The sequence below is a fragment of the Shewanella sp. 6_MG-2023 genome (genome assembly GCF_030547195.1).
Taxonomy (GTDB): domain Bacteria; phylum Pseudomonadota; class Gammaproteobacteria; order Enterobacterales; family Shewanellaceae; genus Shewanella.
In genome coordinates, this window is the sequence record NZ_JAUOQU010000015.1 from 68,859 (window position 1) to 82,397 (window position 13,539).

The following is a 13,539-nucleotide window of genomic DNA, read 5'->3' on the forward strand; positions in this document are numbered from 1 at the left end:
GTCCCAAAAATGCATTATCCCGCCCTAGCATGTCGTTAACAAGCTCAACATCTAGAGCTAGATCAAGTTCCTATTTAATAGTGTTTGCTAATATCGCAGCACTTTTTCTCCTGCTGCTAGAGCAATCTTCATTTTATGTCTTTTTATCAATCACCGAAAAAAATATCCGCCTACGATGCTAAATTCGAAGCACAAAAAATAGCCTTCGCACCTGTAAGCTTTCAAGTGGCCCGTTGCCTTAGCCAATTCGGCCTACTGGCACAAATTGATGCAGCAGGCGATCAAGGTATTAGCTTAGCGCAGTTAGTAAATGATGCTGACGTATCTGAGTATGCTATTCATGTTTTACTGGATATGGGTCTAAGTATGGGTCTGCTTTGGTGCAAAGATGAGCGTTACCGCTTAGATAAAACAGGACATTTCTTATTACATGATGATATGGCTGCAAAGAATCTGAACTTTATTCACGATGTCTGTTACCAAGGTTTGTTTGAATTAGAAGCATCTCTTCGTAATGGCAAAGCTGAAGGCTTAAAATACCTTGGCGATTGGGACACCATTTACCCGGGATTAAGCCAATTACCTGAGCAGGTTAAACGCAGCTGGTTTGAGTTTGACCATTACTATTCCGATCATGCGTTTGATAGTCTTTTACCGTTAATTTTTCGATCTAAGCCACAACATATTGTTGATGTGGGCGGCAATACAGGTAAGTGGGCGTTTGCTTGCACAGGCTATGATGACCAAGTCAACATCACCATTATGGACTTGCCGGGGCAGTTAACTGTAGCGATGGAAAATGCCAAGATAAATAAGGTTGCCGATCGAGTGCATCCACTTGAAACCGATTTGCTTGATAGTGATAAACCTTTCTATCAACATGCTGATTTATATTGGATGAGCCAATTTTTGGATTGTTTCTCAAAACAGCAAATTGTCACTATTTTAAAACGCGCCGCTGCTGCTATGCGCTCTGATAGTGAGTTGTGTATCTTAGAGACTTACTGGGACAGACAACCATACGAAGCGGGTGCCTACTGTGTTAACGCCACCTCACTATATTTTACTGCAATAGCGAATGGTAATAGCCGCATGTATCACAGTAAAGATATGCTAAAAATGATCAGTGAAGCAGGCCTTTATGTGGATGAAGATATAGATAACATTGGCATAGGTCATACTTTGTTACGCTGTAAGAAAAAGCCTTGTTAAGCTCATTTTTAAGTTAATGACTTATTTAGTGGTTATCACAATAAAAAAACGGCATAAATTCATTGATGCCGTTTTTAATAAATGCCATTTATAATAAATAATATCGCGCCTTGTTTAACTGAAGCCTAAATAATGGGCCGTAATCACTGCAATGCTCGAAAGCACCATTAGCGCTACCATAAAGCGCCAAATAAACTTAACCCAATCACCCCAATCCACTCGGCATACGCCTAAAGTCGCCATCAGCGACGCTGAAGTAGGCACTAACACATTGGTAAAGCCGTCGCCTAACTGAAACGCCAGTACTGATACTTGACGAGTCACACCCACAAGATCTGCCAGTGGCGCCATCAATGGCATGGTTAACGCCGCTTGGCCTGAGCCTGAGGTGACGAAGAAATTAAATACCGACTGGAATAACAACATAAACCAAGCAGATAAGGCATTCGGTAGCTGGCCAATCACGCTACCTGCACTGTGCAAAATACTGTTTAGCACACTCGGTTCTGTTGCCCCCCCACTGCCAATTAATAATAAAATGCCAGAAGCTAAACCCACTAATAGTGCAGGCTCGAGCATGGTGCCTGCACCTTGCTTAAAGCTTTGAGCTACTTTATTCATGGTTAAGCCGTTTAGGTTGAACAATATGCCAATAATACCGACTACAATGCCCATGGTAAAAAACTGGCTGGCAATTTCAGGAATAAACCACGCATGAGCAATCACGCCCCAGATAACCCAGCCTATGGTTGCTGCAATGGTTAGTAATACCAATATGTCACCCATATTAAAGCGACTGTCTTTTACTGTTCCTTGCTGGTTATCTCTAAAATGCTGATCACTATGAAAACTAAACGACAAGCTGGGTTGCTTTTGAATTTTACTGGCGTAGCGCATGGTAAAAATAATCCCAATTAAGGTAAAGCCAACCCAAAGCCCAAAGCGTACCCCTGCCCCAGATAATACCGGCACCCCTGAAATGCCTTGAGCAATCGCCACACTAAATGGGTTCATCCACGAACTGGCAAAACCAATTTGTGTCGCAACGTAAGTCACCATCACGGTACATATGCCGTCGTAACCAAGGCGGATCATTAACGGGCAAATGATAATTGCAAAGGCGATTGCCTCTTCGCCCATACCAAAAACCGCCCCGCCTAAAGAAAATAAACTAAAGATAACCGGAATAAATAACTGCTCGTTGCCCTTGGTTTTATCGATTAAGCGTAAAATACCGTTATCAATGGTGCCAGTGGCCATCACCACTCCAAATGAGCCGCCGATCACTAACATGAACATAATCACGCCAATGGCACTGCCCCACTTAGAACCAGAAACTAAGCCTTCAAAGGCGAAGTTAAAAAAGCCCATGCCACCATCACCTTTAAATAGCCCCATTGGGCTAAGTAGTGGCTCACCTTGTTCATCTGTTGCATAGCTAAACGAATTAGGGTCGACAACACTGCGTGTCTTTTCCACACCATCGACAACATAATGTGCCTCTTGGGTAGTAAAGGAGCCAATGGGCACCACATAGGTCAACAGTGCTGCAGCAAAGGCAACAAAGAATATGATCACTAAGGTATCAGGCATTACTTTGGTTGTTTGGGGGGGATTACTGGCTATTTGTTGCTCTAACATTTCATTACCACTGTTATTGTTATTATCAGGTAGGTTTTATTTATAAAATACTAGCATTTAAATAGTCTTAAATATTGCAGACTTTTAGTTAAAATATCTAAAAATGGCAGGTTAACAATATATTAGCGCCTAAAAAGTAGCCTTAACGCATATTCGTTTGTTATTGAAAAAGTTTAATCGAATAAAAACCAGTCAACAATAAAAGCCTGATGATATTAGTACTTGATATCAAATGCTGCTGAGTTTGAAATTGCTTTGGTAAAAAAGGCTAGCTACAAAAATGCCCAGCAAAGGCTGGGCATTCAAATTAAGACTGACAGTAGTTCTATGCAGACTTCATACTCTAAGGTGCTTAATCGTTTTTAGGCTCAACACGGCTTGTAATAGTGCCGTGACTTGCGCCGTCAGTGCCAAGGGTTAATTTACCTTGTTCAACTAACCAAAAGCCGATGCCAACAAACACCCCACCACCCACTATATTACCTAAGGTTACAGGGATCAGGTTATGAAACACGAAGTTACTCACAGTAAGATCGGCAAATTGTTGCGGGTCTAGGTTAAGTGCTACATAAAAACTATCCGGTGCAAATGAATGGATAGCAATACCAATTGGCACCATAAACATGTTGGCAATACTATGCTCAAAACCGCTGCTCACAAACATGGCTACAGGCAGGATCATCAGTAAGGATTTCGTCAGGAGATCTTTGGTGGCAAAGGTCATCCACACAGCTAAGCACACTAACATGTTACATAAAATACCTAAGGTAAATGCTTGTGACCAAGTGTGATGAATTTTGTGCTGTGCAAGCTTCATTGCACTTAACCCCCATTGACCATCATTGAGTTCAAACATGCGCGCACTCATGATCAGAAACACCATCAATAGTGCGCCGACTAAATTGCCCGCATAAACTCTGGCCCAACAACGTAATTGGGTCGCTGTTTTGACTTTTTTCTGCGCCCAAGGGATCGAGGTTAACACTGTACTAGTAAATAACTCTGTGCCGCACACCACAACTAAAATTAATCCTAAGCTAAACGCAATACCGCCAATAAAGCGTGTCATGCCCCAGCCCATAGTACTGCCGTTAGTCACTGTAATGTAAAACACAAATGCAATCGCAATAAATGCACCGGCAAATATCGATAACATAAATGATTGCCAAGGGCTTTTAGCAACTTTAGCTAAACCAAATGCTTCAGCATTTTGGAAGGTGGTTGGCGTCGCAGCAATTTGCTGTTGATCGCCAGATGCATTTTTCATAAAAACCCCGAGTAAAACTATAAATTAAATTGGTATGACCAAGAACAAAGATTAAGAAATCTACCAGCACCATGACCCAATTAGATTAACAGCCACTAATTAAGTATCAGTTTTGCTAAAAGGTGCTATAAATCAGTATAGCAAGCAATATAGGGCTAAGCAGCCTTAGCAGCACGCTTGCAAAAGGTTAGCAAGAATAGACCCAATTGATTAAATAAAAAACTTTTTGCTCAGAAACTGTTAAGCACTTAACAGTTTCACTGTTCGCATAGCCAGATTTTATTTTTTTAAGTGAAGTTAACCCAAAGCTATGTTAATCTTTGCAGGGTAAATTGGTCTTACCAATTTAGATAAATGGGAAATTTAGCTTAATCGCTATTACGATAACGGTTAAGCCAACGGATTAGATGCCCTTGCGATCATCCATCAATAGGGATCTCAATTTTTGTTCTGCTAACTTGTTTGTAATAGACATCAACTAACATCAAGTCGCAGTTCAGCAGCAGTTAATTGACGAGAAGGTAAATTACCATGACCGATAAAACAGAGTTATTTGCAAATGCGTGGCAAGGTTTTGAAGCTGGCGACTGGAAAACAGAAGTCAACGTTCGTGACTTTATTCAGAAAAACTACAACCCATATGAAGGTGATGAATCTTTCCTAGCTGGCGCTACCGCAGCTACTGAATCACTTTGGGAAAAAGTGATGGTTGGCATCAAGCAAGAAAATGCAACCCACGCACCTGTTGATTTCGACACAGAAATGGTTTCGACCATTACTTCTCATGATGCTGGTTACATCAATAAAGATTTAGAAACTATCGTTGGTTTGCAAACTGATGCGCCGCTTAAGCGTTCAATGCTGCCAAATGGTGGTATTCGTATGGTTGAAGGCTCTTGTAAAGCTTATGGCCGCGAATTAAACGCAGACGTTAAATACACTTATTCTGAATTACGTAAAACCCATAACCAAGGTGTATTCGATATTTATACTCCTGAAATTATGGCTTGTCGTAAATCTGGTATTTTAACTGGTTTACCTGATGCATATGGCCGTGGTCGTATCATTGGTGATTACCGTCGTATCGCGCTTTACGGTATTGACTACCTAATGCAAGATAAATACGCTCAGTTCTCTTCACTTCAAGCAGGTTTTGAAGCTGGCGAAGATTTAACTTACACAATGCAACTGCGTGAAGAAATTGCAGAGCAACATCGTGCATTGGGTCAAATCAAGAAAATGGCAGCAAAATACGGCTGTGATATTTCTCTTCCTGCGACGAATGCAAAAGAAGCAATCCAATGGACTTACTTTGGTTACCTTGCAGCTGTTAAGAGCCAAAATGGCGCAGCAATGTCATTGGGCCGTACTTCTACTTTCATCGATATCTTCGTTGAACGTGACATCGCTAACGGTGTTATCACTGAAGAACAAGCACAAGAAATGGTTGACCATTTCGTAATGAAACTTCGTATGGTGCGTTTCTTACGTACTCCTGAATACGATGAATTGTTCTCAGGCGACCCAATCTGGGCAACTGAATCAATTGCTGGTATGGGTTTAGACGGTCGTACTTTGGTAACTAAATCAAGCTTCCGTTTCTTACACACGCTTTACAACATGGGCCCAAGCCCTGAGCCAAACATTACCGTATTATGGTCAAATGAGCTGCCACAAGGTTTCAAAAACTACTGTGCAAAAGTATCAATCGATACGAGTTCAATCCAGTACGAAAATGATGACTTAATGCGTCCTGATTTCGAATCAGATGATTACGCAATTGCCTGTTGTGTTAGCCCAATGATTGTGGGTAAACATATGCAGTTCTTCGGTGCCCGTGCCAACTTAGCGAAAACCATGCTTTACGCTATCAACGGCGGTGTTGATGAAAAACTAAAAATCCAAGTTGCACCTAAAGCAGATGCAATCACATCAGAAGTATTAGAATTTGATGATGTAATGGGTCGTTTAGACGGCTTAATGGATTGGTTAGCGACACAATACGTGACAGCACTTAACTCTATCCATTACATGCATGATAAGTATTCATACGAAGCTTCATTAATGGCATTACATGACCGTGATGTACGTCGCACCATGGCATGTGGTATCGCAGGTCTTTCAATTGCAGCCGATTCACTATCTGCAATTAAATACGGTACTGTTAAGCCAATCCGTGACGAAGACGGCATTGCAATTGATTTTGATATTTCTGGTGAATATCCAAAATTTGGTAACAATGACCCACGTGTAGATGACATCGCTTGTGACTTAGTTGAACGTTTCATGGCTAAGATCCGTACCATGAAAATGTACCGTAATGCGATTCCAACACAGTCTATTCTTACTATTACTTCTAACGTTGTATACGGTAAGAAAACGGGTACTACACCTGATGGTCGTCCAGCTGGCGCACCATTTGCTCCGGGTGCTAACCCAATGCATGGTCGTGATGAAAATGGCGCAATCGCTTCATTAACATCAGTAGCTAAACTGCCATTTGCTCACGCACAAGACGGTATTTCTTACACATTCTCTATCGTGCCAAATGCACTAGGTAAAGATGAAGTTGGACGTCGTGCTAACCTTGCATCATTGATGGATGGTTACTTCATGAGCAACGCTAACAGTGAAGGTGGTCAACACTTAAACGTTAACGTAATGAACCGCGAAATGCTTGAAGACGCGATTGTTAACCCTGACAAATACCCACAGTTAACCATTCGTGTGTCTGGTTATGCGGTACGTTTCAACGCGTTAACACCTGAACAGCAACAAGATGTTATTACACGTACCTTTACTAAAAGCATGTAATATCAACTAAAATCGGTTGTGCTAATATAAGTGATGTCACTATTGCTAATTAGCACAACCTTTTTTCATTTGTTTGTTCGGAGTTCTCATGACCACAGGTCGCATTCACTCAATCGAGTCTTTTGGCACAGTAGATGGCCCAGGCATTCGTTTCGTTGCCTTTATGCAAGGCTGCTTAATGAAATGCCAATACTGCCATAACCGTGACACTTGGGATTTAGATGGTGGTAAAGAGGTCAGTGTTGATGAACTCATGAGCCAAATCATCAGCTACAAACCTTTCTTAAAATCAGGTGGCGTTACAGCAACTGGTGGAGAAGCGATTCTTCAAGCTGATTTCGTAAACGAGCTCTTTAAAGCCTGTAAACAAAACGATTTGCATACCTGTCTCGATACCAATGGTTTCGTTCGAAAATACACACCGATTATCGATGAACTACTCGATAACACCGACTTAGTATTGCTTGATATCAAGCAAATGAATGATGCCAAACACATTGATTTAACCAAAGTGAGCAACCAACGCACACTGCAATTTGCACAGCACCTTGCTAAACGTCAGCAAAAAACTTGGGTTAGATATGTTGTGGTTAACGGTTTTACTGAAGATATCGACTCAGCCATTGCCTTGGCAGATTTTATCAAGCCGATGACAAACGTTGAGAAAGTTGAATTACTGCCCTACCACCAGCTTGGCACCCATAAGTGGGAAGCTTTCGGTGAAACCTATCCGTTAGAAGGTGTAGAGCCGCCAAGTAAAGAAACGATGGAAGCCATTAAAGCGGTATTCGTCGAGCGTGGAATAAGTGCCAATTATTAAGTTTCGCTAAATTATGATTGACTCAGTCATTTTTAAAGTGTGTAACCCTTGAAGACTATAGCTCTTCCCAGTAACTGCGATCTAAACGGTCAAAGGCCACTTTTAAAATCACTGCCATATCTAAGTAACACGCTTTAGGGCCCAACGGTTTATTGCTAATCCCCATTGCGGTTAGCTTTGCACTGAGTTGGTTAGCCCAATCAAATAAGGTCAGTGGCAACGGGTGTCTTGCTCGCCAGCCCAACCACAGCAAGCCTTGAACAGGTAAGCTGATAAAAAATAATAAAATGGCAATGGCTTGGGGCAAAAACGCCCATCCATTGACATACACTTGGCTCATTGCAGCCAAAATAGCAAAAAAAGGCATGAACATGATGCCTAAATGGGTTGCCCTTACAACGCGGTATTCAGGGAAATAAAACCCAAGTTGTCGGATCATTGGCCACGTTTTCATATAACGTCGACCATCGCCGATGATTTTGAATACTTTTACGTTCAACGGTATGCCCTAAATCAATTAATAGATACATGCACAATAGCACACAGCCCTATTTAGCCCCAAATTTCAGCTAAATTTATCGGCTAATTTGTAAATCATTAACTATGATTGATTGTTGAAATAACAAGGTTTCACATCAATTTAAATTTTGTTCGATTAGAATGTAAAGGTCTCAACATGTCAGAAAAACTCGTATTGGTTCTCAACTGTGGTAGCTCTTCTTTAAAATTTGCCGTTATTGATGCCGTTTCAGGTGATGATTATATCTCTGGTCTTGCGGAATGTTTCGGTTTAGAAGATTCACGTATTAAATGGAAAGTAAACGGCGCGAAAAATGAAGCTAGTTTAGGTGCATTTACTGCTCACCGTGAAGCGGTTGAATTTATTGTTAAAGATATTCTTGCTGGTCAGCCAGAACTTGCTGCTCAAATCCAAGCTATTGGTCATCGTATTGTTCATGGTGGAGAGAAATACTCTCGTTCAGTGCTTATCACTGAAGATGTGATCAAAGGTATCGAAGACTGTGCATCACTGGCACCACTTCATAACCCTGCACATTTAATTGGTATTCGCGCTGCTATTGCATCATTCCCAAAACTTCCTCAAGTTGCGGTATTTGATACAGCTTTCCACCAAACCATGCCTGAGCGTGCTTATGTTTATGCACTTCCTTACAAACTATACCGTGAACATGGTATTCGTCGTTATGGCATGCACGGTACTAGCCACTTATTTGTTAGCCGCGAAGCCGCTAAAGTATTAAACAAAGACGTTGCTGATACAAATGTTGTCGTTGCCCATCTTGGTAACGGTGCATCTGTTACTGCCATTAAAGGCGGAAAGAGCGTTGATACTTCAATGGGTCTAACACCACTTGAAGGCCTAGTAATGGGTACACGTTGTGGCGATATGGATCCTTCAATCGTGTTCCATTTAGTGAACCAATTAGGTTACACCCTTGATGAAGTTCATAACTTAATCAATAAGCAAAGTGGTTTATTAGGTATTTCAGAGCTGACTAACGACTGCCGCGGTATTGAAGACGGTTATAAAGATGGCCATAAAGGCGCAACCTTAGCATTAGAAATTTTCTGCTACCGTTTAGCTAAGTACATTGCTTCTTACACTGTGCCATTAGGTCGTTTAGATGCTGTTATCTTCACTGGTGGTATCGGTGAAAACTCAGATCTCATCCGTGAAAAAGTACTTAACATGCTGCAAATTTTCAACTTCCAAGTGAATGCAGAAAAGAACACTGCAGCGCGTTTCGGTAATGAAGGTATTATCACTGAAGAAGGCAGCACAGTTGCGATGGTTATCCCAACTAACGAAGAATGGGTTATCGCAGAAGATGCTATCAAGCTGATCACTGCTTAATCGTTAATTGCTTAATTCTTTTTAAAGCCTGTTATTAAACAGGCTTTGTTCAATTTATATTAGAGGTTTTTATGTCTCGTAATATCATGTTAATTCCAATCGGCACAGGTGTAGGTTTAACCTCATTAAGCCTTGGGATGGTACGTGCCTTAGAGCGCAAAGGTGTTAAAGTTCAATTTTTCAAGCCTATCGCGCAAATCCGTAACGGCGATACCGGCCCTGAACGTTCAACCACCATTTTAAGTCACTCTCCAACGGTTAACCCGCTTGAGCCATTTTCAATGGAACATGCTGAGAACCTGATCCGTGCAGAGCAAATTGATGTACTCATGGAGCAAATCATTGCTCGCGCGAGTGAATGTGCATCAAACACTGAGACCATCGTTATTGAAGGTTTAGTGCCAACGCGTAACCACCCTTTCTCAGATGACATTAACTTTGAAATTGCTAAAGCATTAGATGCGGATATCATTTTCATCGCGACTCCGGGTAACGATTCACCTAACGGTCTAATGAACCGCTTAGAAATCGCTTATAACTCTTGGGGCGGCGTTAAAAACAAACGTCTTATTGGTTCTATCATCAATAAAATTGGTGCACCTGTTGATGAAGAAGGCGCAACACGTCCTGACTTATCAGAGATATTTGATCACACCGACATTAACAAAGCTGATTCATCAGCGATGTTCCAACTGCCAGGTAAAAGCCCATTACGCATTTTAGGTAGCGTGCCATATAACCTGGACTTAGTGTCTCCACGTGCATCTGATTTAGCCAAGCATTTACATGCCAAAATCATCAATGCCGGTGAAATGAACACCCGTCGTTTACGTAAAGTGACCTTCTGTGCCCGTAGTATTCCAAACATGGTTACTCATATGCGCACCGACTCATTATTGGTCACCTCAGGGGATCGCTCTGACGTGATTGTCGCAGCCTGTCTTGCCGCCATGAACGGCGTGAAAATTGGTGCGTTATTACTGACTGGTGGTTACGAGCCTGAACCAGAAGTCATGGCATTGTGTGAACGTGCCTTTGATACCGGTTTACCGGTATTCCTTGTAGACAGTAACACATGGCAGACATCGCTTAATATTCAACGTTTTGACCATGAAGTACCGGTTGATGACGCTGTACGTATTGACTACGTTCAAGAATATGTTGCCAGTCATATTGATCAAAGCTGGATTGAAAGCGTTACTGAAAACTCGCCAAGAGAACATCGTTTATCGCCACCAGCATTTAGATACAAGTTAACTGAACTTGCTCGCGCTGCGAAAAAGACCATTGTCCTGCCTGAAGGTGAAGAGCCAAGAACCATTAAAGCTGCCGCTATTTGTGCTGAACGTGGCATTGCCCGTTGTGTACTTTTAGGTAATGCAGAAGAAATTCAACGTATTGCTGCATCACAAGATGTGGTTTTAGGTGAAGGCGTACAAATCATCGATCCACTGCAAGCACGTGAGCGCTATGTAGAAGGTATGCTTGATTTACGTCGTCACAAAGGCCTTACTGAAGTTGTCGCTAAAGAGCAGTTAGAAGATAACATGGTGTTAGGCACCATGATGCTGGCGCAAGATGAAGTTGACGGTATCGTTTCAGGCGCAGTAAATACCACTGCCAATACCATTCGCCCACCGCTGCAGTTAATTAAAACAGCGCCAGGCTCAAGCTTAGTGTCATCTATCTTCTTTATGTTGATGCCTGATCAAGTACTTGTTTATGGTGACTGTGCGATTAACCCAGATCCAAACCCTGATCAATTAGCAGATATTGCCATTCAATCAGCTGAATCTGCTGCTGCATTTGGTATTGAGCCACGCGTTGCGATGATCAGCTACTCAACGGGTACTTCAGGTACCGGTTCTGATGTTGATAAAGTACGTGAAGCAACCCGTATCGCGAAAGAAAAACGCCCTGACTTAGTCATTGACGGTCCATTACAATATGATGCGGCAGTGATGGAAAATGTGGCCCGCTCTAAAGCGCCTAACAGCCCTGTAGCTGGTAAAGCGACGGTATTCGTATTCCCAGACTTAAATACTGGTAATACGACTTACAAAGCGGTACAGCGTAGTGCTGATCTGATCAGTATTGGTCCAATGCTGCAAGGTATGCGCAAACCAGTAAACGATTTATCACGCGGCGCATTGGTCGATGATATTGTTTACACCATCGCATTGACTGCGATTCAAGCTAAACAAAACGAACAAGCTTAATGACTTTAAGTAGCGCGATGTAAGCTGCGCTAAGTTTTAAGCCGAAAAGCACTAACGTCTAACGCTAGTGCTTTTTTTTGGGGCCAAATTCATTTAAAACTAAGCCGTAATTACAAAAGCTGAACAATGACAGCCCTGTCATTAGGCTGTAAAACCAAAATTTAAGCTAACAAGCAGGCGACTTTACAACTTGCTACTCTCACTTCCCCTGCTTAAAATACCCTGCCATTAACCGCTACCACCTTAAAAATACCTCAGTAACCTTCTATGGTAAAAACCCTATGCCATTATCAGTAAATTGCTCATCCATGCACGTCATACGTCATACGTCATCGAGTAATAAAAATCTGTTGTGGTCTGTAAGCCACTAAATATCCCCAGCAAGAACGCCGCTATTCACACTGCATTTATGACATGAATCTGCATAGGGTTTCAGCATTAAACAAGGGTTGAATTTTCAACGACCTAAAAGGATTTATTACCCAAATGCAAGGATAAAATGATAAAAAAGCAAGTGAAAAGCAAAAAGATTCGAGGGGGAAATTATGATGTTATTTTTTAACCAGCATTGATAACTGTTAATTTTCATGATGTTACGCAGGCCGAATATAGTCTTCAACATAGTTGTCCACAGATTTTGTGGATAACATGAAGTTATACATAGCAGTCTAAGTATTGAGTTACTAAGATATGCCACGGCTGAGTTTTTCAGTCAAGATCTATTTAATATTTTCTGGAATATTTGCGTTATTCTTGTGTCTGAGCCTTTAAATAGCGATACTCAATCATCTTATTTTACCTTATCAACTCATCATGCATAAAATCGTTGTTATTATCTGTTTATTACTTTTAAGTGCCTGCAGTCCTTCTGAACAAAACCCTCAAGGCCGATTAGAAAAACCACTCTCCCCTGAAGAAGTATCATTGGGATTCTTTAATGCTATTTATGTTGATAGAGATATCAATCAAGCCATGATTTATGTCAATCAAGAATTAAAAAATATCATCTCCCATTACCATATTGCCTCAGCAGTACAGCGCCATGTGTTGGGGCTGTCCATGACAGAGGTTAATATGAGTGTTGACGATATCAATATCGACTTTTTCCGCAAATTTACCGATGAAGTTGATGTAAAAGTTAAAATGGAAGGCTTAAAAGGCGGCAACCCTTGGGTTGATGACCGTACCATTAAACTCATTAAAAACGGTAACCGTTGGACCATCACTGGCGTAATAACTGAAAAGGGCCGCATTGACCTGTAAGCGGTCTTTAGCCAACGTGAGTTAAGCTAGCTCGACTCGCCAATTTTAAGCATAAAAAAAGCAGCTGAGGCTGCTTTTTTTATGCTTGTGAAAGAGCTAATACTATTAGTTCGATCCGCTTATTCTTCTTCAGTAGGTAACGACTCTAAAACATCGTCTTTTACTTGGTAATAAGCATTATCATATTCATGAACTTCCATAATAACTCCTATCAATCTTAGGTCGTTTGTAAGGTGCATGGCATGTCTATAATTAGGGGTGACATTTACCAATACAGAGAAGCGCAACCATCGGTCTTCTTAAGGCTAATTGTAGCAAGCCAACACTTTTAATGATACCAATAATTACGAAAAACTTACCAAATCGTATGTTCAATATACAAGATATTCGTTTATATACGATTTTTACGCTCCTAAAACTGAAAGCC

Annotated in this window: 9 protein-coding genes; 6 read left to right on the forward strand and 3 right to left on the reverse strand. The window is 41.4% G+C overall.

Annotation, left to right across the window (positions count from 1 at the left end):
* Positions 1-135: 135 nt before the first annotated feature.
* Positions 136-1,212, forward strand: coding sequence for a methyltransferase (locus tag Q4533_RS10670; protein WP_102519461.1), 1,077 nt, complete (start codon positions 136-138; stop codon positions 1,210-1,212).
* A 114-nt stretch (positions 1,213-1,326) separates the two neighbouring features.
* Here Q4533_RS10670 and yfcC read toward each other — a convergent pair whose 3' ends face one another.
* Positions 1,327-2,853 (reverse strand): putative basic amino acid antiporter YfcC, encoded by a 1,527-nt coding sequence (gene yfcC, locus Q4533_RS10675; RefSeq protein ID WP_102439871.1) that lies wholly within the window; start codon positions 2,851-2,853, stop codon positions 1,327-1,329.
* A gap of 352 nt (positions 2,854-3,205) precedes the next feature.
* Complete coding sequence (gene focA / locus Q4533_RS10680; RefSeq protein ID WP_102439872.1) at positions 3,206-4,120, reverse strand: formate transporter FocA; 915 nt, start codon at positions 4,118-4,120, stop codon at positions 3,206-3,208.
* 531 nt (positions 4,121-4,651) lie between these two features.
* Here focA and pflB point away from each other — a divergent pair.
* Both pflB and pflA read left to right on the forward strand, forming a co-directional pair.
* Positions 4,652-6,934 carry a formate C-acetyltransferase gene (pflB, locus tag Q4533_RS10685; protein WP_303502716.1) on the forward strand — a complete coding sequence of 761 codons (2,283 nt, stop codon included), beginning with the start codon at positions 4,652-4,654 and terminating at the stop codon, positions 6,932-6,934.
* A gap of 88 nt (positions 6,935-7,022) precedes the next feature.
* Complete coding sequence (gene pflA, locus Q4533_RS10690; protein WP_102519459.1) at positions 7,023-7,754, forward strand: pyruvate formate lyase 1-activating protein; 732 nt, start codon at positions 7,023-7,025, stop codon at positions 7,752-7,754.
* A 55-nt stretch (positions 7,755-7,809) separates the two neighbouring features.
* On the opposite strand, the gene yfbV is transcribed toward pflA, so the two are convergent.
* A complete protein-coding gene (yfbV, locus tag Q4533_RS10695) occupies positions 7,810-8,253 on the reverse strand; it encodes a terminus macrodomain insulation protein YfbV (RefSeq protein ID WP_102439875.1) in 444 nt (147 codons plus the stop codon).
* Positions 8,254-8,430: 177 nt separating this feature from the next.
* Here yfbV and ackA point away from each other — a divergent pair, with 177 nt between their 5' ends.
* From ackA to Q4533_RS10710, 3 genes are all read left to right on the forward strand, one after another.
* Positions 8,431-9,630, forward strand: coding sequence for an acetate kinase (gene ackA, locus Q4533_RS10700; protein WP_102439876.1), 1,200 nt, complete (start codon positions 8,431-8,433; stop codon positions 9,628-9,630).
* 71 nt (positions 9,631-9,701) lie between these two features.
* Positions 9,702-11,849, forward strand: a complete 2,148-nt coding sequence (gene pta, locus Q4533_RS10705) for a phosphate acetyltransferase (protein WP_102439877.1) — start codon at positions 9,702-9,704, stop codon at positions 11,847-11,849.
* 813 nt (positions 11,850-12,662) lie between these two features.
* A complete protein-coding gene (locus Q4533_RS10710) occupies positions 12,663-13,112 on the forward strand; it encodes a hypothetical protein (RefSeq protein ID WP_303502717.1) in 450 nt (149 codons plus the stop codon).
* Positions 13,113-13,539: the final 427 nt, after the last annotated feature.